This window comes from Nocardia abscessus (assembly GCF_015477775.1).
In the GTDB taxonomy this organism is placed as follows: Bacteria; Actinomycetota; Actinomycetes; order Mycobacteriales; family Mycobacteriaceae; genus Nocardia; species Nocardia abscessus_A.
Genome location: NZ_JADLQO010000006.1, coordinates 162920 through 186678 on the forward strand (window position 1 = coordinate 162920; position 23759 = coordinate 186678).

At 67.8% G+C, this 23759-nt stretch carries 28 protein-coding genes; 12 read left to right on the top strand and 16 right to left on the bottom strand.

What is annotated here, in order from left to right:
- The first annotated feature begins 13 nt into the window (after positions 1–13).
- The 5 genes from IU450_RS17890 to IU450_RS17910 all read left to right on the top strand — a co-directional run bounded on the left by IU450_RS17890 (position 14) and on the right by IU450_RS17910 (position 4866).
- Positions 14–1231 (top strand): acyl-CoA dehydrogenase family protein, encoded by a 1218-nt coding sequence (locus IU450_RS17890; RefSeq protein ID WP_195150888.1) that lies wholly within the window; start codon positions 14–16, stop codon positions 1229–1231.
- On the top strand, positions 1228–2043 hold the full coding sequence (locus IU450_RS17895; RefSeq protein ID WP_195150889.1) for an SDR family oxidoreductase: 816 nt from the start codon (positions 1228–1230) through the stop codon (positions 2041–2043). Before IU450_RS17890 ends, IU450_RS17895 begins: the two co-directional genes overlap by 4 nt.
- Before the next feature lie 199 nt (positions 2044–2242).
- Entirely contained in the window at positions 2243–3016 is a 774-nt protein-coding gene (locus IU450_RS17900; RefSeq protein ID WP_228834734.1) for a hypothetical protein, read from the top strand.
- 88 nt (positions 3017–3104) lie between these two features.
- Complete coding sequence (locus tag IU450_RS17905) at positions 3105–3662, top strand: TetR/AcrR family transcriptional regulator (protein WP_228834778.1); 558 nt, start codon at positions 3105–3107, stop codon at positions 3660–3662.
- 49 nt (positions 3663–3711) lie between these two features.
- Complete coding sequence (locus tag IU450_RS17910; RefSeq protein WP_195151083.1) at positions 3712–4866, top strand: acetyl-CoA C-acetyltransferase; 1155 nt, start codon at positions 3712–3714, stop codon at positions 4864–4866.
- A 97-nt stretch (positions 4867–4963) separates the two neighbouring features.
- Here IU450_RS17910 and IU450_RS17915 read toward each other — a convergent pair whose 3' ends face one another.
- From IU450_RS17915 to IU450_RS17935, 5 genes are all read right to left on the bottom strand, one after another.
- Entirely contained in the window at positions 4964–5464 is a 501-nt protein-coding gene (locus IU450_RS17915; RefSeq protein WP_195150891.1) for a hypothetical protein, read from the bottom strand.
- A 152-nt stretch (positions 5465–5616) separates the two neighbouring features.
- Positions 5617–6396: an ESX secretion-associated protein EspG gene (locus IU450_RS17920; RefSeq protein ID WP_195150892.1), complete on the bottom strand. Its 780-nt coding sequence runs from the start codon at positions 6394–6396 to the stop codon at positions 5617–5619.
- A complete protein-coding gene (locus tag IU450_RS17925) occupies positions 6389–7702 on the bottom strand; it encodes a hypothetical protein (protein WP_195150893.1) in 1314 nt (437 codons plus the stop codon). The genes IU450_RS17920 and IU450_RS17925 overlap by 8 nt, the downstream gene beginning before the upstream one ends.
- Positions 7699–8079: a hypothetical protein gene (locus tag IU450_RS17930; protein ID WP_195150894.1), complete on the bottom strand. Its 381-nt coding sequence runs from the start codon at positions 8077–8079 to the stop codon at positions 7699–7701. Before IU450_RS17930 ends, IU450_RS17925 begins: the two co-directional genes overlap by 4 nt.
- Positions 8080–8088: 9 nt before the next feature.
- Positions 8089–8670: a DUF3558 domain-containing protein gene (locus IU450_RS17935; RefSeq protein WP_195150895.1), complete on the bottom strand. Its 582-nt coding sequence runs from the start codon at positions 8668–8670 to the stop codon at positions 8089–8091.
- 423 nt (positions 8671–9093) lie between these two features.
- On the opposite strand from IU450_RS17935, the gene IU450_RS17940 reads away from it, so the two are divergent.
- Entirely contained in the window at positions 9094–9936 is an 843-nt protein-coding gene (locus tag IU450_RS17940) for an NAD(P)-dependent oxidoreductase (protein ID WP_228834735.1), read from the top strand.
- A 145-nt stretch (positions 9937–10081) separates the two neighbouring features.
- On the opposite strand, the gene IU450_RS17945 is transcribed toward IU450_RS17940, so the two are convergent.
- Positions 10082–10453: a VOC family protein gene (locus IU450_RS17945; RefSeq protein ID WP_195150897.1), complete on the bottom strand. Its 372-nt coding sequence runs from the start codon at positions 10451–10453 to the stop codon at positions 10082–10084.
- A 103-nt stretch (positions 10454–10556) separates the two neighbouring features.
- Here IU450_RS17945 and IU450_RS17950 point away from each other — a divergent pair, with 103 nt between their 5' ends.
- Complete coding sequence (locus IU450_RS17950; RefSeq protein ID WP_324197719.1) at positions 10557–11033, top strand: MarR family winged helix-turn-helix transcriptional regulator; 477 nt, start codon at positions 10557–10559, stop codon at positions 11031–11033.
- 203 nt (positions 11034–11236) lie between these two features.
- Here the strand turns inward: IU450_RS17950 and IU450_RS17955 are convergent, their stop codons facing one another.
- From IU450_RS17955 to IU450_RS17995, 9 genes are all read right to left on the bottom strand, one after another.
- On the bottom strand, positions 11237–11533 hold the full coding sequence (locus tag IU450_RS17955) for a hypothetical protein (protein ID WP_195150899.1): 297 nt from the start codon (positions 11531–11533) through the stop codon (positions 11237–11239).
- A 13-nt stretch (positions 11534–11546) separates the two neighbouring features.
- Positions 11547–13022, bottom strand: a complete 1476-nt coding sequence (locus tag IU450_RS17960) for a hypothetical protein (RefSeq protein WP_195150900.1) — start codon at positions 13020–13022, stop codon at positions 11547–11549.
- Positions 13023–13028: 6 nt separating this feature from the next.
- Complete coding sequence (locus IU450_RS17965; protein WP_195150901.1) at positions 13029–13322, bottom strand: WXG100 family type VII secretion target; 294 nt, start codon at positions 13320–13322, stop codon at positions 13029–13031.
- Complete coding sequence (locus tag IU450_RS17970; RefSeq protein WP_195094740.1) at positions 13319–13642, bottom strand: WXG100 family type VII secretion target; 324 nt, start codon at positions 13640–13642, stop codon at positions 13319–13321. Before IU450_RS17970 ends, IU450_RS17965 begins: the two co-directional genes overlap by 4 nt.
- Positions 13643–13945: 303 nt before the next feature.
- Positions 13946–14386: a YbhB/YbcL family Raf kinase inhibitor-like protein gene (locus IU450_RS17975; protein ID WP_324197720.1), complete on the bottom strand. Its 441-nt coding sequence runs from the start codon at positions 14384–14386 to the stop codon at positions 13946–13948.
- 362 nt (positions 14387–14748) lie between these two features.
- Positions 14749–15843: an NAD(P)H-dependent flavin oxidoreductase gene (locus IU450_RS17980; RefSeq protein ID WP_195150903.1), complete on the bottom strand. Its 1095-nt coding sequence runs from the start codon at positions 15841–15843 to the stop codon at positions 14749–14751.
- Complete coding sequence (locus IU450_RS17985) at positions 15840–16598, bottom strand: CoA-transferase subunit beta (RefSeq protein WP_195150904.1); 759 nt, start codon at positions 16596–16598, stop codon at positions 15840–15842. Before IU450_RS17985 ends, IU450_RS17980 begins: the two co-directional genes overlap by 4 nt.
- On the bottom strand, positions 16598–17473 hold the full coding sequence (locus IU450_RS17990) for a CoA transferase subunit A (RefSeq protein WP_195150905.1): 876 nt from the start codon (positions 17471–17473) through the stop codon (positions 16598–16600). The genes IU450_RS17985 and IU450_RS17990 overlap by 1 nt, the downstream gene beginning before the upstream one ends.
- A gap of 89 nt (positions 17474–17562) precedes the next feature.
- Positions 17563–18327 carry an enoyl-CoA hydratase family protein gene (locus IU450_RS17995; protein ID WP_195150906.1) on the bottom strand — a complete coding sequence of 255 codons (765 nt, stop codon included), beginning with the start codon at positions 18325–18327 and terminating at the stop codon, positions 17563–17565.
- 64 nt (positions 18328–18391) lie between these two features.
- Between IU450_RS17995 and IU450_RS18000 the strand changes: the two genes are divergently transcribed.
- The 5 genes from IU450_RS18000 (at position 18392) to IU450_RS18020 (ending at position 22968) form a co-directional block, all read left to right on the top strand.
- A complete protein-coding gene (locus IU450_RS18000; RefSeq protein ID WP_195150907.1) occupies positions 18392–19174 on the top strand; it encodes an SDR family oxidoreductase in 783 nt (260 codons plus the stop codon).
- Between the two features lie 159 nt (positions 19175–19333).
- Positions 19334–20245 carry an SDR family oxidoreductase gene (locus IU450_RS18005; RefSeq protein WP_195150908.1) on the top strand — a complete coding sequence of 304 codons (912 nt, stop codon included), beginning with the start codon at positions 19334–19336 and terminating at the stop codon, positions 20243–20245.
- Between the two features lie 134 nt (positions 20246–20379).
- The gene (locus tag IU450_RS18010; protein WP_195150909.1) at positions 20380–21435 is read left to right on the top strand and encodes a hypothetical protein; all 1056 of its coding nucleotides are present in this window, start codon (positions 20380–20382) and stop codon (positions 21433–21435) included.
- Between the two features lie 10 nt (positions 21436–21445).
- Positions 21446–21961, top strand: a complete 516-nt coding sequence (locus tag IU450_RS18015) for an ImmA/IrrE family metallo-endopeptidase (protein ID WP_195150910.1) — start codon at positions 21446–21448, stop codon at positions 21959–21961.
- Positions 21958–22968, top strand: coding sequence for a hypothetical protein (locus IU450_RS18020; RefSeq protein WP_195150911.1), 1011 nt, complete (start codon positions 21958–21960; stop codon positions 22966–22968). The genes IU450_RS18015 and IU450_RS18020 overlap by 4 nt, the downstream gene beginning before the upstream one ends.
- A gap of 289 nt (positions 22969–23257) precedes the next feature.
- Here IU450_RS18020 and IU450_RS18025 read toward each other — a convergent pair whose 3' ends face one another.
- Positions 23258–23674, bottom strand: a complete 417-nt coding sequence (locus IU450_RS18025) for a helix-turn-helix domain-containing protein (RefSeq protein ID WP_011207048.1) — start codon at positions 23672–23674, stop codon at positions 23258–23260.
- Between the last annotated feature and the right edge of the window lie 85 nt (positions 23675–23759).

Below are 23759 nucleotides of genomic sequence, written 5' to 3' on the forward strand. Positions count from 1 at the left end.
TTATCCTACCGGCGTGGGTGCGATCCAGACCTCAGAATCCGATACCGCCGCGCCGGACGGGCGGTTTTCCGCCGCACAGGACGAGCGATTCGCCGCCGACGTGCGCGAGTGGCTGGAGGAGAACCTCAACGGCGAATTCCGCGAGCTGCGCGGCCTCGGCGGTCCCGGCCGCGAACACGAGGCGTTCGACGAACGCCTGGCCTGGGACCGGCACTTGGCCGCGGCGGGGTGGACCTGCCTGGGCTGGCCGAAGGAGTACGGCGGCCGCGAGGCCACGGTGCGCCAGCAGGTGATCTTCCACGAGGAGTACGCCAAGGCCGACGCGCCCGCGCGGGTGTCGCACGTCGGCGAGGAATTGCTCGGCCCGACCCTGCTCGCCTTCGGCACGCAGGCCCAGAAGGACCGGTTCCTGCCCGGCATCCGCAATGTCAGCGAACTGTGGTGCCAGGGGTACTCGGAACCCGGGGCGGGCTCCGACCTGGCCGCCATCACCACCGCCGCGCACCTGGACGGCGACGAGTGGTCGATCAACGGGCAGAAGATCTGGACCTCGCTGGCGCACGTCGCGGACTGGTGCTTCGTCATCGCCCGCACCGAGCGCGGGTCCGCCAGGCACAAGGGCCTGTCCTACCTGCTGGTTCCGATGAAGCAGCCGGGCGTCGACGTGCGCCCGATCATCCAGCTGACCGGGACCTCGGAGTTCAACGAAGTCTTCTTCGACAATGCCCGCACTGCGGCCGACCTGGTGGTCGGCGAGCCGGGTGACGGGTGGCGCATCGCCATGGGCACGCTCACCTTCGAGCGCGGCATCTCCACCCTGGGCCAGCAGATCCGGTTCGCCCGCGAGCTGGCCGACATCGAGGCGCTGGCCCGCCGCACCGGCGCGGCCGACGACCCGCTGATCGCCGACCGGATCGACCGGGCCTGGGTCGGGCTGCGCGTCCTGCGCGCGCACGCCATGCGCACGATGGAGGGCGCGGGCGTGGACGACGGCGCGGGCCAGGCCTCGGTGGCGAAACTGCTGTGGGCCAACTGGCATCGCGGGCTCGGCGAGCTGGCCATGGCGGTGCTCGGCGCTCGCGGCCTGGTGGCGGGCGAGGACGATCTCAACGAATGGCAGCGGCTGTATCTGTTCACCCGCGCCGACACCATCTACGGAGGTTCGAACGAAGTGCAGCGCAACATCATCGCCGAGCGGGTGCTCGGCCTACCGCGCGAGGCTCGCCCGTGACGTCCGGGGCCGGCCGTCCGGCGCCGCTGTCGGTCGCCCCCGCGCCCGTCGCGGGGCACGGCCTGCTGACCGGCCGCACCGCCGTGATCACCGCGGCCGCGGGCACCGGCATCGGCTCGGCCACCGCGCGCAGGCTGCTGGCCGAGGGCGCGGACGTGGTGGTCTCCGACTGGCACGAGCGGCGGCTGGCGGAGACCGCGACCGAGCTGGCCGCCGAGTTCCCGGACCGGCGGGTCGCCTCGATCGCGTGCGACGTGCAGAGCACCGAACAGGTGAACGCGCTGGTGCGCGGCGCTGCCGAGGCCGTCGGCCGGATCGACGTCATGGTCAACAACGCCGGTCTGGGCGGTGAGACGCCCGTGGTCGACATGACCGACGAGCAGTGGGACCGCGTCCTCGACATCACCCTCAACGGCACCTTCCGCTGCACGCGTGCCGCGCTGGGCTACTTCCGCGAGGCGGGCCACGGCGGCGTGATCGTGAACAACGCCAGCGTGCTCGGCTGGCGCGCACAGTACGGCCAGGCGCACTACGCCGCCGCCAAGGCGGGCGTGATGGCGTTGACCAGGTGCAGCGCGGTCGAGGCCGCCGAACTCGGCGTCCGGATCAACGCGGTGGCTCCGAGCATCGCCAGGCACGCGTTCCTGGACAAGGTCAGTTCGACCGAGTTGCTGGACCGGCTGTCGGAACGGGAGGCGTTCGGCCGCGCGGCCGAGCCGTGGGAGGTCGCCGCGACGATCGCCATGCTGGCCAGTGACTACACCACCTACCTGACCGGCGAGGTGGTCTCGATCAGCAGCCAGCGCGCCTGAGCCACACGGTTTTCCGGGCTCGTCCGCTCTCTGGCGGGCGGACGAGCGCACCCGGCGACCGCCGAGCAGCCGCTTGTTCGACTGTTCGGGACGGGCCTCGCGCGCCGTATTGCGATCGCCTTCTCGCATCGCGCACCCTGCGCAAAATGGGCGGCTGATCAGCTGGAAAAGCGCGAGCAGGAGGCCGCCGAGGTGTGCCATGCTGGATGAGATCGGATCCGCGCTCTTCAAGGGGGCGATGGCTATGGGCCTGGATCGCCCACCTGCCCGCGAACAACTGGAACTCGACGTGGTGCGCGAAGTCGTGCTGGCCAGGCGACGACTGGACAGCCTCGTGCTCTCGGCGCTCACCCTCGGCGCCGAGCTCATCGAGCACACCTCCGTCCGCACGGTCGCCACGGCCGCCGTGCGCATTCTCGAGCAACACGCCGTCGACGAGGGCGAGGTCGCTCGCGACCCGCGCGGCGCGCTACGGGCCGATCTGGCGCGCGACCGCGATCGCGCCCGCCGCATCGGGCTCAGCGCCGAGGGCGCCGACACCGAACAGGAGCGCCGCAGACAGCGTCAAACGGCTCTGCTGTGTGAGGTGCGCGCGGATCTGCTCGCGGTGGTCGCCAAATGCCGGAAGTTCCGCTTCGATCGGGTGACTTTCGCGGACGAGATCGCGCAGGGGCTGTGCGCGGCCACCGACAAGCTGGTGATCGGCGCCGATATGGACACCTATCACGCCTGGCAGCGCGGCATGGTGCTCAAGCTGATCGAGGAGCCGGTGCGGGGCGGGCCACCACGGGTGATGGCCACGGTGGACGCGGGCCCTGACCGCGGTCAGCTCACCGTCGAGTGGGACAGCTGCGAACGTCGTCTGGCGCTCGTCGCGCGGATGGCACGGGCAGGCGTCTCGCCGGTGGTCATCTGTGATCGCCTGCTCGCCGACCTCTCCGTCTCGTCGCCGCTGCGCTACTCGGCCCGATAATGCTGCCCAAGCAAATGCTTGGTTGTATGATGGCCGTGTGACCGCACCAGACGCCTCCAAATCAGCACGGCGCAGCGAGTTGCTCGCTATGGCGGCCGAATTGTTCGCCGAGCGGGGATTGCGCGCCACCACAGTGCGTGACATCGCCGACGCGGCCGGAATCCTATCGGGCAGCCTCTATCACCACTTCGACTCCAAGGAGTCGATGGTGGACGAGATCCTGCGCGGATTCCTCGACGACCTGTTCGGCCGCTACCGCGAGATCGTCGCCTCCGGGCTGAGTTCGCGAGACACCTTGGAAGCCTTGGTGCTCGCGTCCTACGAGTCGTTCGACCGCTGGCACGCCGCGGTGGCGATCTACCAGGCCGAGGCGAAGCGGCTGCGCGCCTCGGAGCGGTTCACCTACATCGCCGACTACAACCGCGAATTCCGCGAGCTGTGGCACCGGGTGCTCACCAACGGCGTCCAGGACGGCAGCTTCCGGGCGGAACTCGACGTCGAACTGGCCTACCGGTTCCTGCGCGACACGGTGTGGGTGGCGGTGCGGTGGTACCAGCCGGGTGGCTCCATCACCGTCGAGAACCTCGCCAAGCAGTACCTGACCATCGTGCTCGACGGGCTCACCGTCCCCGAGCGCACCACGTAGGAGTCCTCACATGTCAGCACCTTCCACGTCCCGCCGTCCGTATGCCCCGCTGCGGGACGCCTACGTGATCGATGCGGTACGCACACCGGTCGGCAAGCGCGGCGGTGCGCTGGCGGGCGTGCACCCGGCCGATCTGGGTGCGGCCGCGCTGCGCGGCCTGCTGGACCGCGGCCCGATCGACCCGGGCGTCGTGGACGACGTCATCGTCGGTTGCGTCGACAACGTCGGCCCGCAGGCGGGCAACATCGGCCGCACCATGTGGCTGACCGCCGGATACCCCGAAGAGGTTCCCGGCGTCACGGTGGACCGCCAGTGCGGGTCGAGCCAGCAGGCCATCAACTTCGGCGCGCAGGCCATCATGAGCGGCACCGCCGAGGTCATCGTCGCAGGCGGTGTGCAGAACATGAGCGCCATCCCGATCTCCGCGGCCATGCTCGCCGGCAAGGAGTACGGTTTCGACTCCCCGTTCGTCGGCGCTCAGGGCTGGGACCACCGCTACGGCACCGGCGAGGTGACGCAGTTCCGCGCGGCCCAGCTGATCGCCGAGAAGTGGGGCATCAGCAGGGAAGAGATGGAGCGCTGGGCGCTGCGCAGCCACGAGCGGGCCCGCGACGCGATCAAGAACGGCCGCTTCGACAACGAGATCGTTCCGGTCGGCGACTTCGGGATCGACCAGGGGCCGCGCGAGACCAGCCTGGAGAAGATGGCGTCGTTGCCGCCGCTGGCCGAGGGCAGCCCGCTCACCGCCGCGGTGGCCAGCCAGATCTCCGACGGCGCCAGCGCCACCCTGCTCGCTTCGGAGTGGGCAGTCCAGGAGTACGGGTTGACGCCGCGAGCGCGCATCCACCACGTGAGTGCGCGCGGCGCGGACCCGATCTTCATGCTCACCGCTCCCATTCCGGCGACCAAGTGGGCGCTGGAGAAGTCCGGTCTCACCATCGACGACATCGACGTCATCGAGATCAACGAGGCGTTCGCGCCCGTGGTGCTGGCCTGGTTGAAGGAGACCGGGGCCGACCCGGAGAAGGTCAACGTCAACGGCGGCGCCATCGCCCTCGGCCACCCGCTCGGGGCCACCGGCGCAAAGCTTTTCGCGACGCTGCTCAACGAGCTCGAGCGGATCGAGGGCCGTTACGGCCTGCTCACCATCTGCGAGGGCGGCGGCACGGCCAACGCGACCATCATCGAGCGCCTGCCCCGCTGACCGGCGACGAGCGGCACGTCGGCGAGATCGAGTCGTCCGACGTGCCGCTCGGCACGCATTGTCGGTCTTCGACGCCGCACGCGGGGCCGGGTTCAGTTCAGTCGGACTGCACCTCGTGGTCCGACTGACCCTGTGACGAACCGTCGTTGACGGGGTTGCGGCTCGCGGAGTTCCCGGAGGAGTCGGTTTCTTCGTCGCTGCGGGCGTCGGGCCTGCCGGCGGGGTCGGTTTCTTCGTCGCCGCGGGCGGTGGTTCCTGCCGACGAGTCCGTCCCCTCGTCGCCACGGGCGGCCGGGCTTCCGGACGAGTCCGTGTCCTCGTCGGCGCGGGCGGCGGGCTTGCCTTCGCCGCCTTCGCCTTTACCTTTCCCCTTGCCTTTACCTTTTCCTTTGCCCTTCCCCTTTCCTTTTCCCTTGTCTTCGTCTTCGTCGGCGTTACTCGCGCCGGGTTGTCCCTGCGTTTCGTCCTGTGCCAGATACGCGACCGGCCCGCCGCCGATCGTCTCGCTCGCGGCGGGTTGCGCGACGAGTCCCACGGTCAACGCGCCCGCGGCGACCGCCGCTACCGTCGCGGCGGTTCGAACGGATGACTTTCCCACTACCGAACCTCCCTGGTGATCGGTTTCGTTGGTGGAGCAGCGCGAAATTAGCACCGGCGCGAACAGGGTTCCTCAGGCTCGCCACGCCCTGATCGCCGTCGTGACAAGGTCGACATTCCGCCGTGACGCACACCCGATTTGTTCGGAAAGTCCTATCGCTGGGAGCGCAGATACTCGTCGTGTTCGCGGTCTTCGCGGTAGTAGCGCTGGGTCAGGACGGCGAGGCGGTTGATCTCGGCCGCCATTGCGGCGGGTTCGAGGGGCTTTGCGACGATGGGGTCGCCGGTCTTGACGTAGTAGCGGCCGTCCGCGTAGTCCATCCACCAGAACCCGCGTCCGAAACCCGGGCGGGCATCGACCGCCGGGCCCGCGAGCACCGTGATCTCACCGAGGCCGAGGCGCTCGCGTTTGAAGATCCGGTCCAACTGCGCGACGACGCCGATCTCGTACGGCTTGCGGACCGGCCGTTCCCGGTCGGCGGCCACTTCTTCCCGGCGCACTTCGATCGGAGGGTGTGTGCCCGCCGGCATCTTGGGCAGCGCGGCGACCGCTTTCGCGGCGACTCGTTGCGCGGTGCAATAACTCACGATCACGTCACCGCCGGTGTCCGGCGCTGTACCGGGAAGCTGGACCAGAGTGGCGCCGATGCTCCCGCGCACGGCCCCGTGGAAACGGAAAACGATCGACATGTCCGAGCCACCCATCCCTTTGGACTCGACGCGGACCTCCGGTTCCAGCAATACGTCGAGCGCCCGTTCCAGGTCGACCGCGTATCGACCGAGTAGCGCGTCGACCGCCGCCTCGCGCTGACGCTTCAGATCGGCGAAATCCATCTCTTCCGGCCGGTATTGCAGCGGGTAGGGCAGCCGGTCGCGACCATAGGCGGCCCAGAGGATCTCGAATTCCTGCCCGGTGAATCGCCAGTCAGCCATTCGGGTTGTCTCCACCGATGACCGGAGGAACCGATTTCGGCAAGGAATCCAGACCGGTGACTTCCTCGCCGTTGTGCTGATTGATCAGGTAGTCCTTGGCTCCCGACGTCTCCCGCTCGTCGTCCTTGCCGCGAGCCGCCATTCCCGGTGCGATGCCGGACGTGCCTGCCGCGCCGGCTCGAGCCGTCGGGTGGCCCGTTGCCGTGGCGGTCGGAACCACGCTCGGCTGCTGCGGACCGGCCGGGATATTGCGGCCCGGTGCAGGAGTGCCGGTGGTATTCGGGGTGCCGGGAACGCTCGGGGTGGTGGGGCGCGGGGGAGTGTTCGGGCGCGTCGTGCCGGGTCGGCCCAGCGCCGTCGGAACTGCGGTGTTGGGGGCCGGGGTCGGCGTATTGGTGCTGCTCGGTGAGGTCGACGGCGTGTTCGAGGTGGTCTGCTGCACGCTGGTCGGCTGGTCGACACCCGCCGGAGTGACCGCCTGCGGCGTGGTGGCGGCCGGGTCGGTCTCGGGCGATTGCTGCTGGTCGCCGTCGGACTGTTCGGTGGACGCCGGTTGCGAGCTTTCGGAACTGCCGGAGTCGGACGTTGCCTGTGGTCCAGAGGAATTCGACGTACCTGATGACGCCGTACCCGGCTGCTGCCCGGAATCCGCCACGATCTGCGGAGCGGTCGGAAGGACGGGCACGCCGTGGTCGGTCTGAGTGGCGACTTGCCCGTACACCGTGCGCAGGATCCGCCGCGCCTCCTGCGTGGCTTCCTCCTCGGTGTAATCGCCCGCCTTCATGACGCCGTCCTGGGGCAATGTCTTACCCGCCAGGTCCGGGCGTTCGGTGGCCTGTGGCATCAACGCCTGCGTCTGCTCGAGGCCGGTATGCATCTCGGACAGTTTGAAACTCACCAGGGCGGCGGCATCGGCCAGATCCCCCGACTGGTTCCGGTAGTTCGTAACCGCGTCAGCGGCCGCCTTGCCGGATTGGCCCGTCCAGCCCGGATTGGTGCCGTCGCCGGTCACGGTGCGGCCGAACTGCTCGTTGAACGCCTGAATCGCACCGGTCAGGTTCATCCCGATGTTCAACCATGCCTCGGACGCCTCCCGCACCGTCCCCGGCCGCATCGCGTTCACGGCATCGACCATCTGCGCCAACGTCATACTGTCGTAGTTGTCCGGCCCCGGAATCCGCGGCGGCTCGTATTCCCCCTGAAACGACGTCCCCAACCGACTGGTGAAGTCGTAGATCGTGTCGCGCTCCCGATTCCACTGCTCCTGCGCGGCGATGATCCGCTCGCGGTACTCCTCGTAGGTCATGGGGTGGCATCCAAACCGGTGAACTGGTCGGCCCTGGACCGGTCCAGCTCCACGAAGTTCGCAATAGCTTTGGCCACAACTTCTTTCGCGATCTTCACCGCGTCGATGTGCTGCATGAGGACGGCGTCCAGGGATTGCTCGGTTCCGCTTGATTTCAGCTTGAACTTCTCTTGTAGCGCCACACCGGACGGGAAGGGGCCGAACCCGGTGACATCAATGATCCTGTCGGTCATTCGCATGATGTCATCGAGACGATCGAGGTAGTCATCACAAGCTTTATCCAGACCTTTGCCGACATCCGGATGCAGGATCAGCTCACCAGCGTTCGCCTGGTCCAGCAGTCTGCGCCATTCCGCCGGATCGACCCCTATGGCCATCGCCCCTCCTCAGTTCGTGGGCAGGTAACGCACCAGGTCGTCGGCGTGACGACCTGCCTCCTGGCACGGTTCGCCTTGTTTGCCGATCGAATAGCGTGTCGTCACCTTGAAGATGACCGTTCCGTGGGCGTTTTCGACCGCGACACTGCATTTGAGTCGCTTGCTGTCACCGACGTCCAGGTATTGCAGTGCGCGATGCGAGCCCACGGTCAAGGGAGTGAACGACTCCTTGTCCTGACGTTGACGAACTTCGTCCAAAGCGAATGCTCCGGATAGGACACCGAGGTCGTACCATCGCGCCGACGCCTGCCAGCCACAGACCTTCCACCCGGTGAAATCCACACCGGCGACATCCTTCTCTTTGGTCGCCTGGTTGAGGCCGGCGACGGAGATTGCCGAGTCCGGCAACGTGCACGGATCCCAGAGGGCGGCGTCGGGGTCGGCCGACTTTGATGCTGATGAGGAGGGTGCCGCCACAGCAGTGGTCGTGGTCGCCGAGGGCGAGTCCGTGGAATCGCCGCATCCCACGACAACAAGAGTGGCACCGAACGCGAGCGCGGCACCGCGCAGAACCTTCCCCCAGCTCGTCATCGGTTCCTCACCGCCGGTGCCGTACCGCATCGACGGGGGTCGGACCGGCTTCTCCGCCCCCTGCAAGCTGAGATCGACGCTACTGGCCCCGTCCCCATGGTTGCAACCAGTTCGGTGCTGATTCACGCCACCACAATTGTGAAGTCGTGCAACGCACCTCACCAGCAACGATCGTGTGCAACGGTGATCGTCTTACGTCCTCAGCGCTGCCGCTCCGCGGCGGACTCGGTTGATATCGCTGTCGCGGTAGCTTCGGTAACCGCTCGGCTCGCGAAGGGGCGCTAGAAGGCCTTGTCGTGGTTCTCCGACTTGACTCTCACATCCATGTGAAGGTTTAGCGTAGCCGCACCAAGCCCTTCGCCCAGGTTTCGGGTGGGCAGCGATGCGAGAGAAGACATGATGCGTACACCTGCGGGGATATCCGTGACCGTGCTCGGACGTGGCGTCCGCGCAGCAGCGCTGGCCGAAGTTCTTGCGATGGACAGCGCGGTCACGTTCTGGGACGAGCACGGCGACACCGCTCATCCGCGTTCGGTTCTACGAGCGGATTCACTGCATGCAGCTCTCGACGGCGCGTCCCTGGTCGTCGTGTGCGTCGATGACTACGACGCTGCGGCTCGGATACTCGGACAAGCCGAGCAGCACATCGCATCCCGCGACGTGGTGAACGTGACCTCGGGCACCGGTGTGCAGGCCCGGCAATTGGCCACCTGGGTGGGCGAACGTGGCGGCCGGTACCTCGATGGTGCACTGATGGCGCATCCCGAACATGTCGGCAAGCCCGAGACAGTGCTGGTGTACAGCGGTTCGGAAGAACTGTTCGCCCATCACGAACGACTGCTCGGGCAATTGGGTAGCGCGACCTATCTGGGGCCGGACCCCGGCACGGCGGCGCTCTACGACCTCGCGATGCTGAACTTCGCGTGGGCGACCCTGATCGGATACCTGTACAGCGCAGCTCTGCTGCGCACGGCCGAGGTTCGCGCAACAACCACGACACCACTGCTGAATCACTGGATGTCGACCACGATCGCGTCGGTCATCGCCGACTACGGCCAACAGATAGACAACGGTCGGTACCCCGGCGACGAGGAATGGCTCGAACTCGACGCACCCCTCATGGACCACCTCATCCAAGCCGCCCAAGAGCGCGGTATCAATACCGAACTCCCCCGACTCATCAGATCGCTCACGCACCGAGGCATCGAAGCCGGCCACGGCAGAGACAGCTTCGCAAGCCTGATAGAGACCATCGCCACCTTCTGAGAACCTGACGCTGCGGAGACCAGCCGCACACTCCCTCACCTGCAGCCCGAGGCGGCCACGCGTGTATGTGGTTGATCAACCATGTCGCGGAACCCGTCGGCTCCGGGGCATCGGCTTGTGTCGAAAGGTGGCGCGAGGACTCAGCTCACGGCACCGCAGTAAACAGTTCATAGCTGTGCCCATTGGGATCGCGCACATAGACTCCTCGACCTCCACCGAGGCGATTGATCCGCCGGTCCCATCCGTACTCCGGGCCGGAACCGTAGTCGACGTCCGCCCATTCCGAAAGGCGCTTCAACACCGCGTCGAAAGTGCCGTCATCGACCAGAAACGCGTAGTGACCGGGCTCTACCTGCCCGCGTTGATCGAAGTCGAAGGTCAGGTCTTCGTTCACGTGCACCGGCGCGAACGGCCCCGCCGGAGCCGCCACCTCCAACCCCAGTAGCTCGGCGAAGAAACTCGCCGCCACCTGCTTGTCGGCCGCAGGCACGATGGTGTGATTCAGGACGATGGGCACGACACGCTCCGCTCATCTGTATGCGATACGCATGCAAATATATATGCGTATCGCATGTAATGTCGAGCCGTGTCCCGACTCGCGTACTGATAGGTTGACGGCCGTGAACCGCTCCAGCGCCGATGCCTCCGAGGTGAACGGCGGACCCGCGCTCTTCCGGCTGGTCCGCTTCTGGTCCCGCCGCTGGATCAATCAAGCGCTGACCGGCGTTCCGGCGCAACCGGATCACGACATGCGCCAGGCTCAACACGTCCAGGTCGTCGAAGCCGTCGCGGCCACGCTGTGCACCGCCGAGGAAGCCACCGTCACCACCGTCGCCACCCAACTCGGCCTCGACCACTCCGGAGCCAGCCGCATGGTCCGCGACGCCGTGGCAGCGGGCTACCTCACCCGCACCGACTCCGCCCACGACCGCCGCCGCGTAGTCCTGCACCTCACCGACGACGGCCACGACCTCCTCACCGCCTCCCACGACTGGCAACGCCGCTGCTTCGACCGACTCACCGCCACCTGGGCCGAACCCGACCGCCGGCGCTTCGCCACCTACCTCCAACGCCTGGCCGACGAAGCAGCCACCTGAACCCCGTCATCATGGCGTAATCGAATGCCGCTACTGCGAACCCGGCTTGCGGCGAAATTCGACTGTGCGGCACCGATCGCCACCTTCTCAGGCGCGCGCTGAGCTGGTGTAAATGCCTCCGCGACAGGCTGTCTCAGCACGGTAGCCGCGGCTGGCATCGGGTCGGCCGGTGGCTGATCGCGGGACGCTCGAGCGCACCCCGCCTATGGGTTGTCCTGTTGGCGCTGCTCCCACTCCGCCTTTTGGCGCAACCATTCCGCTTCGCGCCGGTCGCGGGCTTCCTCGGTGTTCGATTGCCGATACCACTCGTCTTTCTCGGTACCGGCCAGATCATCCTTGAATCGCTCGGGCAGATCGTCCCAGTTCACTTGCGGGGGCCGCGCGTCGAACTCTGCGAAGGCCGCTTCTGCTGCGGCCCTCACATCCGGAGGAATATCGTCGGGGCTGCCCGGACTAAAAGTCTTACCGAAAGCCCTGAAAGTTTCCTGCTCATGCTCCATGATGTTCTCCTGTCTACTTCGGCACTACTTCGATCATTTGAATGACTGTCCGGCCGGTCGTCCAGTCGGTTTCGATGTGCGTGGGCTTGAAAGTGGTGCCCGTCTTGAAAAGCACTTCAGGGTTGCCTGGTGCAGAATGCTGCGTGATGTCTTTACCGGTTTGCGAGAAATATCGGAATTCGACATTGCCTTCTCGGACACCGCCGCCGTCTTTCAATGGTGATGTGCTGGTGAATGCGTCCTCTGTGACATTTCCGTTCCTGTTGTATGCCGCGTAGTACTTGTTGAGTTCTTCGGGCTCCAAATTGGTGACGCGGGTGACCGGGCCTTGATGGTTCGGCAGTTTGTCCAACGCGGAATTGAGGGTGTCGACATAGCGCTGCTGTTCCGGGGTGAGGGGTCGCCCGGCCCGCAATGGGAGATTCGCGTACTGGTGACCCGAGCCGGAGTAATCGGCGATCGCGTCCACCTCGGCACGGGAGAGGGACGCAGGCCGCGTCGGCGTCGTCGCCTGCTGGCCCATCCGCTTGAGCCGCTGTAACTCTTTTTCCTTCTGCGCCAGGCCACCGAGACGATTGGCGCTGAACGGTTTGGCCTTCCGTGCGATCTTCCACCCGTCGACCAGCGCACGAATAGGTGCCGAGCATCGCGCGATGATCTGGGTGACCCGTGCGGCACCCAGCGCCGCGCCGAGACCGGCCGTAATCACCGACGCGGCCACCGCCAGCGCAATCGTGATGCCGACTTCTGCGGCGATCTGCTTGCCGAGGTCCTGTAGCAGAACGATCAGCTTGTCCCGCAAGTCTTTCAAATCGGCTTTATGGTCCAGGCACGCCGTGGAGAACTCGCCGAAAGCGGCAACAGCGTCGTTCGCGGAATCCCGCAGAGTGTTTAAATTCTGGACGATGAGCGAGATTTCCGGGGCGGTGTTCTGATCGATTTCCTTCGCGATCTGATCGAGCGCATCCGAGAAACCGGACACGGCCGGATCGCCTTGGATCTGCTTCCACGCATCCGCTACAGCCTGCAACTTGTCGGTATCCCCATCCGGGACGGTGACACCGATCTTCTCGATGAGCTCGACCGAATCGGACACCAACCCATTTCCCGGGCCGCCCGCGCTGGGCAGTGGAACGCGGCACAGGTATACAGCAGGAGGGAATGCGGCGGGTTTCTCCGGACCGGAACCGCCCGCGTTGATGGTCGCCGTGAAATCGGCTACCGCGTAGTTGTAGCCCACGGTTTGGAGGACGGACGCGAAATTTCCCGCTGCTTCGGCGATGAGCGTGGTCTGTCGCAGGAGCTCAGCGGCGCCGTTGTCGTAGGCGTCGGCCCACTCCCGGGCCTCGGTATAGCTTCCCGCCATACTGGAGCAATTCGACAGCGCCCCGAAACGTCCGTCGACAGCGGAAAACCAGTTCGTCGCGGCTTCCTGCAATCTGTTCGCTGTCGAATAGTACGTTTGTGGGTCCAGATCCATCACGGTCATGCGGGCTCAGCTCTCCAGCATCCGCATGTTGGTGTTGATCGCCTCGCTGTAGGCGGCATGTGCCGCTGCGGCAGCGGCACGCATCGCGGCGATGCCGTCGCGCACGTCGGCCGCACCTTCGGCCCAATCCCGGTGCGCCTCGGCATGTGCGGCCGCAGCGGCGCCGGTCCATGTGCGGTGCAGCGCGGTCACGCGCTGCTCCACCCCGGTGAATGTGTCCTCGGTGAATCCGGCCAATCCGCCGATGCGCGCGGTCACGGCGTCCAGGTGCGCCAGATCCACACCGAACGCCGCCGTCATGGCAACTCCAGTGAGGACGTGCTCGCTGCGCGGTCGACGTCGACCGACACCACGGCATCCACCGAGACGCCGAGTAGATCGCCCATGCCGTCCAGCGCTTCGAGGATGCGCACCGCACCGCGGCGCGCCTCATCCCATGCCGCGGAGTAGGCGTCGGCGGCTGGGCCGTGCCATGTCGCCATGAGCCCGGCCACCTCGGTGTCAGCCGAACGGATGCCGTTGATGAGCGTTCGAGCGGCCTGCTGGACATAGCGGCCCGCATCGGACACGTCGGCCGGGACAATCGCGAAATCGGTGTCGGCGCCTGCGGTGTCGGTCATGCAATCCCCTGTCTGCGTGATACGCCAAGCGTTCTTGCATCAGCGATCTTGCCTTCTTGGACGCACCGACCTCCTTGTTGGTTCCATTCGAGATGGTCGAGGGCAGGGGTCGAGGCCGTAACGGCTCTCGATCGTACGGTTACCGAGCTGTCCTGCGACGCACAGGGACAGCAGCATCGAGTTGCCGATAGCGGGTCAGAGTTCCTGCGCGTCAGTGGTTTCAGGACTTGATCGAAGCAATGCGCCACGCCCTACCGTGTCGAACGATCCGATCAGTTCGGTGCGGCGACCGCTTCAGGACATTCACCGGTCGGCCGTATAGGTGCCGATCAGCTGTCCGTCGCCGAGGCTCGCGTCGACTATCGCGGTTCGCGCCTCGTCCGGTGGGGTGTCCGTGTCCACCGGCACGGGGCGTGAGAGGGCGTACACGATGAAGCGGTAGTGGTGGACGCCGGTACCGGCGGGTGGGCACGGGCCGAAGTATTCGGCTCGGTTCGCGCTGTTCAGGCTGACCAGCCCGCCTGCCGGTGACTGCCCCTCGTCGGTGGACGTGGTGGTCGGCGGGATATTGCTGACCACCCAGTGGGTGAACAGGCCGCTCGGGGCGTCCGGGTCGTCCACGATCAGCGCGAGGCCGGCGGCTTGTAGGGGAGCTGTCCAGGTCAGCGGTGGCGGCTCGTTTCTGCCGTTGCAGGTGTAGACCACCGGGATCGGGTCGCCATTGTTGAAAGCGGTACTACGCACGGAGATTTCGTTCGTCGCGGGCATCGCGGCCTCCGCTCGAGTGGAGGGAACAGTGATCGAGTCCGGCGATTCACCTGTCGCAACCCGAGCGGGACGAACCGGCGCACGACGGCGGCGGATACCAGGCGAACCCGGTATGTCGTTGTCAGTCCAGCGTAGGCCGCTGAGCGGCGACCTCCAAGCCAGGTGGCAAATATGCCGTTATCGGCGGCCGTGGGCGAACGTACGCGCCGACCGAGGTTTCCGCCGGGGCGAGGCTCCGGTCGCAGGGCCCTGACACCGGGGCGGGTCGTCCCGATAGCGGGTGGTCTTTTCCGATAGCGATAACGGCGGCCACCGTCTGAACCGGTGGCCGCCGCTCCTCATTCGGACCGCGCCGCCGCCGAGTGCGGATTCCTGGTGAGCGCCGAGATCGCCTCGATCCGCGCTACCGCCTCGGTGACGATCCGCTCGATCAGTTCCTCGCACGTGGGCAAGTCATCGATGATCCCCGTCACCTGTCCTGCGGCGAGCACGCCCGCCTCGGTGTTGCCCTCGACCAATCCGGCACGCAGCAGCATCGGCGTGTTGGCGGCCATCACGACCTGGGACCAACTGAGGTCCTTGGTCTTTCGCATGGCCAGCCCGTCGCGGACCATGGTGGACCACTTCATCCCGGTCATGCTCTTGAACCGGGCCGCGTTGCCGACCGCGGCGGTCAGCCCCCGCCAGCGGCCCGAATGCTCCAGCCGCTGCACCAGTTCGGTGTTCAGCACGCGGTGCGGCATGCCGTCGACCTTGAGCGACACCACCGTGTCCTGGAGCTGCCGTTGCAGGTACTCCTGCTTGACGGCGTCGGGAACGGTGCTCTCCTGGGTGAGCAGGAACCGGGTGCCCATCGCCACGCCTGCCGCGCCGTAGGCGAGGGCGGCGGCCAGGCCGCGCCCGTCGAAGAACCCGCCCGCCGCCACCACGGGAATGTCCACCGCGTCGAGCACGGAGGGCAGCAGCAGGGTGGTTGCCACCGGGCCGGTGTGCCCGCCGCCCTCGCCGCCCTGCACGATCACCGCGTCCGCGCCCCAGGACGCGACTTTGACCGCGTGCTTGGCCGCGCCGATGGACGGGATCACCACCACGCCAGCGTCTTTCAGCTTCGCGATCAGGTCCTGTTTGGGCGCCAACGCGAACGACGCGACCGCCACCTTCTCCCGGATCAGCAGGTCGATCCGCTCCGGGGCGTCCGCGGCGTCGGCGCGGATGTTCACGCCGAACGGTTTTGCCGTGTGCGCCTTGGTCTTCGCGATGGCCGCTTCCAGCTCCGCGAAAGTCATCGTCGCCGAGGCGAGAATGCCGAGGCCGCCGGCCTCGGCGGTGGCCGACACCAGGCTCGGGCCCGCGACCCAGCCCATGCCGGTCTGCACGATCGGGTGTTCGACGCCGACCAGATCGGTCAGCGCGGTGCGCAGGCGCGGGCTCATGACGGGACCTCGGTTTCGCGAATCTTCTTGGGATCGAGCACCTCCCGGATCAGCCGCAACTCATCGGCGGTCGGCTGCCGGGTCTCGCCCGCCTCGGCGAGACCGGCGATCTCGAACGAGGTGTTCTCCGCGACCTCGTCGGCGGTGACGCCGGGGTGCAGGCTGCGGGCGCGCATGGTGTGCCCGGGACCTTCGAAATCGAAGACGCCGAGGTTGGTCACCACGCGATGCAGGTGATGGAAGCGGTAGGCGGGGTCAGCGGCGTCGACCTTGTCGTATCCCACCCCGGAGACGATGTCGACCCCGTCGGTGAACACGCGCTTCGTGTGCCGCGCGACCCAGTAGCTGGTGGCATGGTTGATCGTATTGCCCGGCGCGCCACGCACTCCGAACATCTGCCGCGTCGGCTGCTGCAACGAGCCGAACGCCGAGAGGTTCTGGTTGCCGAACCGGTCGATCTGGTTGGCTCCCATCACCACGTGCCGCCGCCCGGAGGCCACTACGTCGAAGACCCTCCGGAACGGAATCCAGCCTTCGATCGGCGCTTTGCCACCCAGCGGGGGAGTCTCGGCGAGCAGCAGCGCCTCGCCGTCGGACAGCAGCAGGTCCGGCTCGGTGGTGAGCTTGGCCAGGCGCGCGCCGATGATCGACATCGGCGACATCGGGCTGGCCATGATCTCTCCCGCGCCGCTGAAGATGTCCGCGCAGGCGACCGCGCAGATCTCGGCGCGAGTGACGGTCTCGGTGGTGGTCATCACGCCTCCTCGGCGAATCGGCGGACGGCGGCCTGGTACTGCTCCTCGGAGCCGGCCAGGTAGGTGTCGACGAACTGCTGCCACGTTTCGGGCGTCTTCGCCGCTGCCACATAGTGTTTCTGAAACTTCTCGTCTCGGCCGTAGTCGTCACCGGCGAGGGTGAAATGCGCGCCGTTGGGGGCCTCGACCACGCCGTCCACCATCATGCGGTTGAGCAGCAGTGCTTGCAGCGGAACGGTTTTCACCAGTTCGTCGGTCTCCACCACACGCTCCACCGAGACGTAGCGGCGCTGCGCGGCAAGGCAGAACAAGTCGTCGAAGTACGGGTCGACGCCGGTGTAGGCGGCATTGCCGTGCGCGTCGCCGAGGTTCAGGTGCACCAGCGCCGCGTCGAGATTCAGCGCGGGCATGGCGATCAGAGTCTCCGGCGTGCCGTCGACGGGGTAGGGCGATTCGATCGTCTTCAGCTCGCCCTCCCAGAAGTTGGGTACGTCGGAGCCGAGCCCGGCGCGGATCGGCAGGAACGGCAGTCGCGCCGCGGCCGCCTCCAGCCCGCATTTGAGCATGCCCTCGTCCATCTCGCGGGCGGCCAGTGCACCGGAGGTGCGCGCCGCGGCGAACCACGGGTCGTAGAACGGGGCCGAATCCAGCGACACGAATCCGTAGTACGCCTTGCGCACCTTGCCCGCCGAGCACAGCAGCCCGAGATCGGGCCCGCCGTAGCTCACCACGGTCAGGTCGGTGATGTCCGAACGCAGGATGGCCCGCACCAGCGCCATCGGCTTGCGCCGCGACCCCCAGCCGCCGATGCCGATGGTCATCCCGCTGCGCAGCTCGCCGACGACCTCGTCGAGCGACATCCGCTTGTCTCGCATGGGTGTTTCCTCTCCTGGTTGGCGGCGCTCTCGGGGCCCTCGGTGGTCGCGCACGCTGCCGCCGCCGGGCCCGTCGTTCGCGCCGCGTCTCACTGCTCGCTCTTGCGCGCCGCGAGGTCGTCGTCGAACCGGGCGCGGATCTCGTCGGCGACGCCGGCGAGGTTGAGTTCGAAGGTGAATCCCTGCTCGTACCGGTAGCTGCGGTGCACGTCCTGCACGTCGATGCCGTTGAGGGCCCGCTTGGCCGCACGGATCACCCGGCCGTCCTTGGCCGCGATGTTCTTGGCCAGCTCCAAGGCGGCGGCGTCCAGTTCGGCGCGCGGAACCACCTGGTAGACCGAGCCGTGGTGGTGCAACTGCTGCGCGGTGATGGTGCTCGCGGTGTAGAACAGCGCGCGCATCAGGTGCTGGGGCACCAGCCGTGCGAGGTGCGTCGCCGCGCCGAGTGCGCCGCGGTCGACCTCGGGCAGTCCGAAAGTGGCGTCGTCGGAGGCGATCACGACGTCCGCGTTGCCCACCAACCCGATACCGCCACCGAGGCAGAAGCCTTGCACCACCGCGATCACCGGCACCTGGCACTCGTACACCGCGGCGAACGCCTCGAAGCAGCCGTGGTTGGCGTCGATCAGCGCTTGGTGGCCGGGCTTGCTCTGGATCTCCTTGATGTCCACACCCGCGTTGAACCCGCGGTTCTCCGCGCGCAGCACCACCACCTTGGTGTCCGGATCCCGGCCCGCCGCGCGCACTTCGTCGGCGATGGCGAACCAACCGTCGGTAGGGATGGCGTTGACCGGCGGATAGTCGACCGTGACCACGCTGATGCCGGTCGATTCGGAGTGGCGGTTGATCCCCATGGCAAGTCCCATCGTGTGTACCAGCGCATTGGCAAAGCAAGCAGTTGCTTGGTAGGTTAGCACGGTGGCACTCGAAATCGATCTGGCCGGGCGCGTCGTTCTGGTGACGGGCGGTGTGCGCGGCGTCGGCGCGGGCGTGAGCAAGGCGTTCCTGGCCGCGGGCGCGACCGTCGTGGCGTGCGCGCGGCGACCGGCCGACGCGCCGGTCGAAGTCGACGGGCGCGCGATCGACTATCTGCCCTGCGATGTGCGGGACGCGGAGGCGGTGCACGCGCTGGTCGACACGATCACCGAGCGCCACGGCCGCCTCGACCATCTGGTCAACAACGCCGGCGGTGCTCCTTTCGCGCTCGCCGCCGAGGCGAGCAAGAACTTCCATACCAAGATCGTCGAGCTGAACCTGCTCGCTCCGCTGCTGATGGCGCAGGCCGCCAACGCGGTGATGCAGCGGCAGGACGAGGGCGGCTCGATCGTGAACGTCTCCAGCGTCAGCGGGCACCGCCCGTCGCCGGGGACCGCGGCCTACGGCGCGGCCAAGGCGGGCATGGACAGTCTCACCGGCTCGCTCGCCGTCGAGTGGGCGCCGAAAGTGCGGGTGAACTCGCTGGTGGTCGGCCCGGTGGACACCGAACTGAGCCGGTTGCACTACGGCGATCAGGACGGCGTCGACGCGGTGGGCCGGACCATTCCGCTCGGCCGCATGGCCCGCCCCGACGACGTCGGCCGCTGCGCGGTGTTCCTGGCCTCGCCGCTGGCCGCCTACGTCAGCGGCGCGACCCTGCTGGTGCACGGCGGTGGCGAGCGGCCTGCCTTCCTCGCCGCCTCAACTGCCGACCAGCAGTCCTGAACACGCCGGACAGGAAGAAGAACACGGGCATGGGCGGCGGAGCGTGAGCACGCCGGCCCCGCTCATATCGGAAGGGACACCGGGCAGGAGCGATCAGGCCCGGAGGCGGCAGCGGAGCGTGACCATGGAGGGCCCGCTCACATCGGAAAGGGACACAGTATGGACACCGAGCAGATCTGCGCCGGACGCGTCGTCATCGTCACCGGCGCGGGCCGGGGCATCGGCCGGGCGCACGCCCTCGCGTTCGCCGCGGCGGGCGCTCGCGTGGTGGTCAACGACATCGGGTCGACGCTCGACGGCGCGGCCACCGCGGAAACGCCTGCCGCGCAGGTGGTCGCGGAGATCGAGGCGCTCGGCGGCCAGGCCGTGACCAACGGCGACGACGTCGCCGACTGGGAAGGCGCTCGCAGGCTCGTCCGCCAGGCCGTCGACACCTTCGGCAGGCTGGACGTGCTGGTCAACAACGCCGGTTTCGTGCGCGACCGGATGCTGGTCAACCTGAGCGAGGACGAGTGGGACGCGGTGGTCCGCGTGCACTTGAAGGGCCACTTCGCCACCATGCGGCACGCGATCGAATACTGGCGTGCGGAAGCCAAGGCGGGCCGCCCGGTGGACGGCCGGATCATCAACACCAGCTCCGGCGCCGGTCTGCAAGGCAGCGTCGGTCAGGGCAATTACGGCGCGGCCAAGGCGGGCATCGCCGGACTGACGCTGACCGCCGCCGCCGAGTTCGCCCGTTACGGCGTGACGGTGAACGCGATCGCCCCGTCCGCGCGCACCAGGATGACCGAGACGGTGTTCGCGGACATGATGGCCAAACCGGAGAACGGCTTCGACGCGATGGCGCCGGAGAACATATCTCCGCTGGTCGTGTGGTTGGGCAGCGCGCAGTCGGCGGCGGTGACCGGGCGGGTGTTCGAGGTCGAGGGCGGCAAGGTGGCGCTGGCCGACGGTTGGCGGCACGGGGTGGCCGTCGATCGCGGCGCGCGCTGGGAGCCGGCCGAACTCGGCCCGGTGGTGGCCGATCTGATCGCCAAGGCGCCTGCGCCGGAGCCGGTGTACGGGGCCTGACCGGCTTCGCCCCTTTCGGGGCGCGTTCGCGGACCGGGGTCTACTATGGGCACCCATCCGTTCGGAAAGTCCCGTGTGAGAGTGGCGACCGGGCACTGAACTGCGCTTCGACTGATGAGGGGAAGGCTCGGCGCATGGCGGTAGGTCGCGCATTCCATGTGCTGGCAGCAGCCTGCGCTGTGGCGGGCTCGGCGCTGCTCGGCGGCGCGGCCTCCGCCGATGCGCAACCTCCCTGCCCCTCGTGCGTCGCCGACCCCACTCCGCCGCCCTACGACAGCGGCGATGCCTGGTACCCGCTGACGGTGCCAGGGCAGCGATCGGAGATCAGCGCGGCTCCGGCCGACTCGGCCGGCCCGGTCGCCGGGACCGGTTCGGCCGCTGCGGGTTCGGCGGCTGCCGACTCCGCCGGGTTCGGCACGGTCCTCGGTTCCGGTTCGGCCGGTCTCGGCGCGGTGCTCGGATCGGGTTCGGCCGGTCTCGGTGTGGTGCTCGGTTCCGGGTCCGCCGGGCTGGCGCTCGCCCTCGGTTCCGGCTCGGCCGGTCTGGGTGTCGCGCTCGGTACCGGTTCTGCGGCCGTCGGGTCGGCGGTCTTGGGTACCGGTTCGGCCGCGCTGGCCACTGGATCCGCCGTCGTCGGCGGCACCGGTTCCGCCGTGCTCGGTACCGGTTCCGCCGTGCTGGGTGCCGGTTCCGCCGTGCTGGGCACCGGGTCCGCCATCGTGGGCGGCACCGGCTCCGCCGTGACCGGTTCGGCCGCAACTGGTTCCGCCGCGGTGGGCTCGGCGGCCGTTGGTTCCGCGAGTCCCTTGCTGCTGTTGTTGATTCCGCTCCCGCAGGCGACGGTTCCGCCCGCCCCCGCGCTGCCACCGGTGACCGTTCCTCCGGTACCCGCCCCCGCGGCGCCGTGGATCTCGCCGATTCCTATTGGTGCGCCTATGATTCCGCCGTTCGCCGCGCCCGCGCCCGATCTTGCCGCGCCCGCGCCCCTGCACGAGCAGCACGTGTCCCCGGCGGTCCGCCCGGCGAACAGCACCGACCTGTTGCCCGCACCGCAGCTGCTGCCGGTGATCGGCGGACTGATCGCGCTCACCCTCGCGGGCGTGGGATCCGGGGTGATCAGCTTCCACAGCGCGGCGGCCGCGCAGGCCAGGATCGACGCTGCCCGTGCCCAGTTCTTCCCGAGGCCGTGAGGGGCAGCCGATGAGCGTGAGCCGGATACGCGATGACTTGCGGTCCTACCGGCGGGTCGCCGCCGCCGTCGACGCGGTGTGCGCGGTGGCGGCCGACTTCGACGCGACCACCCTCGACGAGGTCGTTCGCGCGATCGCGGGCGAGCGGCGCCGCGAGATCGAGATCGCCAGTGCGCGTCTGGGTCCCGGCGTCTGCGGGCAGCGCCGGTTCTACCCCGACCGCGACGTGATCGTGCTGGCCGAGACCCTGCCGAGCCGCGAGCACACCCTCGCCCACGAACTGGGGCACATCGTCTTCGATCACGAAGGCGTGCCCGCGCCCGAGGTGACCTTGGCGGCGAGCGACGACCTGATCGCCTACATGCTCAGCCAGCGCGCGCACCAGCAGATCGTCGACGACGGCGCCGACGAACTCGCCGAATGGGAGGCCGAGACGTTCGCCGCCATGCTGATGACCCGGCTGCGCGTGTTCGACAACCGGGGCGCGGGCGTCTCGGTCCTTCGATTCGACGAGGCACTCGGATGACCCTGTGGACGACGGCTCTGCTGGTCTGGACGGCCGCCGGCGCACGGGTCGGGCGCGTCCTGGTCAAACCCGCGACCACGGCCCGGGTGGCCATCGTCGTCGCGGTGGCCGCGGTGGCGCTCGCCGCCACCGTCGCCGTGCCCGAGGTCGCGGTCGCCGTGAACAATCTCGTTCCCGGCGGTGTGCACGCGGGCTGGCTGTCCGATGGAGTGGTCACCGCGAGCTGGATCGCGTTCGCGGCGGCCACCTCGGTCGTCGCCGCGGCGGCCTGGCCCGTGGTGTCGCGGCAGAACCTGCGGCAGATCGGCCTGGGCATCTATGGCGTCGGCCTGTTCGCGGTCGTGGTCACGCTGGCCTGGTCGTTCACTGTCGGCTGGGTGGCCGTGGCCGGGGGATGCGCCTTCGTCGTCGTGACCGGATTGCGCAATCTGGACTGGACCGCGCTCGGCCGTGGCATCGCGCTCTATACGGCGGGAACCGCGTTGGTCGCGGTGCTGGCCGTGGGGCAGATCCGGCGCGCGTTCGAGCACGCGCCCCGCGTCGCGCCCGGCGACCGGACCTGGGCCTGGCCCGTCTGGGGGATCGCGAGCCTGCTCATCGCGCTCGGCGCGGTGTGGATCGTGGTGGAACTCTGGGTGCGCGCGCGGGTGCTGATGCGCCGGATCCGTCCGCTGCACCGGGTCATGGTCGGGCGCTTTCCCGAAGTGGTCGCGCACGAACAGACCGGATTCTCCACGCAGCTAGCGGCTTCCGACCAGGTGGCGCAGATCATCGACGCGCTGTATCTACAGTCCGGTGGGGGGCTCGTGCTGGCGGAACTCGCACCGCCGCCCACCTCCGTGCCGGAACGGGCCGATCGGGTCGCGCGGTGGGCGCGCGATCCCGTGGGAGAGTTCGCGGTGGACGCCCGATGGATTGCTCCGCCCGAAGGCATTAGTCCTCGGGGATGGGTTCAGGCCATCGCGCGGGCCTATCGGGCCACCTCGTCCGTGGCCGCGCGAAATTGACCGACTTCGCGCGAATACGATCAATCCGACGCAATAGCGCTACTGATCGGACTTTTCGGACAGACCGGTTGGATCGGGAATCTCGTTCGGCGCGAACGTAGACCGCTCTATCGCGCCGAAAGCGGTTATGCAGGCATGTGATCCGGACCACAGCGAGGGCCGGAGCGGGTACGTGTCCGAAATTCTCGGGGCACGTACCCGCGCCGGTTGTGTGCTGCGCATCTTTGCGCGTGCATAACACAGCACAGTGCGACCCAGCGGGTCGCACTGTGCTGCCGTGCGGGAGAACCTATTCGGTGCCGTCCGGAGGAATTTCGGGCAAGCCTTCGCTGGCCCGCAACTTCTCCGCCATGGACGTGAGCAGGTTCTGTGATTCTTCGGACAAGTCGAACGCTCTACTCGACAGCCGCCGCAGTCCGTAGCCCTGCAGCTGGGACAGCAGCTCCAGATCGTGATCGATCTTGGCGGCATAGATGTCGTTGAAGAAGTAGTCCGGCTTGACCTTGAAGAACTTCGCCAGGGCGGCCACCGTCTCATCCGACGGGTTCGTCCGTTGTCCCGACCGCAACTGCGACAGGTACGGTTTCGAGATCGGATGTCCGGAGGCCGTCAGCGCCGCCGCAACCTCCGCGTTGGTGTGCGGCTTACGCCCCGGGGGATGCACGGTTTCGAACAGCTTGTTCAGCCGCGCCGCGAAATCAGCCATTGTGAGCCGCCCAATTCCCTTCGCTGTACTAACAGTCGTTATCTCGGATACGTATCATTGATATTAGCGGCTCAGTAACTGAAAA

Bases quoted from the DNA above. Each gene is read 5' to 3' on its own strand.
- IU450_RS17900 (WP_228834734.1), top strand. From the start codon at position 2,243: ATGCTGGATGAGATCGGATCCGCGCTCTTCAAGGGGGCGATGGCTATG.
- IU450_RS17905 (WP_228834778.1), top strand. From the start codon at position 3,105: ATGGCGGCCGAATTGTTCGCCGAGCGGGGATTGCGCGCCACCACAGTG.
- IU450_RS17920 (WP_195150892.1), bottom strand. From the start codon at position 6,396: ATGGCTGACTGGCGATTCACCGGGCAGGAATTCGAGATCCTCTGGGCC.
- IU450_RS17925 (WP_195150893.1), bottom strand. From the start codon at position 7,702: ATGACCTACGAGGAGTACCGCGAGCGGATCATCGCCGCGCAGGAGCAG.
- IU450_RS17930 (WP_195150894.1), bottom strand. From the start codon at position 8,079: ATGGCCATAGGGGTCGATCCGGCGGAATGGCGCAGACTGCTGGACCAG.
- IU450_RS17935 (WP_195150895.1), bottom strand. From the start codon at position 8,670: ATGACGAGCTGGGGGAAGGTTCTGCGCGGTGCCGCGCTCGCGTTCGGT.
- IU450_RS17955 (WP_195150899.1), bottom strand. From the start codon at position 11,533: ATGGAGCATGAGCAGGAAACTTTCAGGGCTTTCGGTAAGACTTTTAGT.
- IU450_RS17960 (WP_195150900.1), bottom strand. From the start codon at position 13,022: ATGACCGTGATGGATCTGGACCCACAAACGTACTATTCGACAGCGAAC.
- IU450_RS17965 (WP_195150901.1), bottom strand. From the start codon at position 13,322: ATGACGGCGGCGTTCGGTGTGGATCTGGCGCACCTGGACGCCGTGACC.
- IU450_RS17970 (WP_195094740.1), bottom strand. From the start codon at position 13,642: ATGACCGACACCGCAGGCGCCGACACCGATTTCGCGATTGTCCCGGCC.
- IU450_RS17980 (WP_195150903.1), bottom strand. From the start codon at position 15,843: ATGAGCCCGCGCCTGCGCACCGCGCTGACCGATCTGGTCGGCGTCGAA.
- IU450_RS17985 (WP_195150904.1), bottom strand. From the start codon at position 16,598: ATGACCACCACCGAGACCGTCACTCGCGCCGAGATCTGCGCGGTCGCC.
- IU450_RS17990 (WP_195150905.1), bottom strand. From the start codon at position 17,473: ATGCGAGACAAGCGGATGTCGCTCGACGAGGTCGTCGGCGAGCTGCGC.
- IU450_RS17995 (WP_195150906.1), bottom strand. From the start codon at position 18,327: ATGGGGATCAACCGCCACTCCGAATCGACCGGCATCAGCGTGGTCACG.
- IU450_RS18005 (WP_195150908.1), top strand. From the start codon at position 19,334: ATGGACACCGAGCAGATCTGCGCCGGACGCGTCGTCATCGTCACCGGC.
- IU450_RS18010 (WP_195150909.1), top strand. From the start codon at position 20,380: ATGGCGGTAGGTCGCGCATTCCATGTGCTGGCAGCAGCCTGCGCTGTG.
- IU450_RS18015 (WP_195150910.1), top strand. From the start codon at position 21,446: ATGAGCGTGAGCCGGATACGCGATGACTTGCGGTCCTACCGGCGGGTC.
- IU450_RS18020 (WP_195150911.1), top strand. From the start codon at position 21,958: ATGACCCTGTGGACGACGGCTCTGCTGGTCTGGACGGCCGCCGGCGCA.
- IU450_RS18025 (WP_011207048.1), bottom strand. From the start codon at position 23,674: ATGGCTGATTTCGCGGCGCGGCTGAACAAGCTGTTCGAAACCGTGCAT.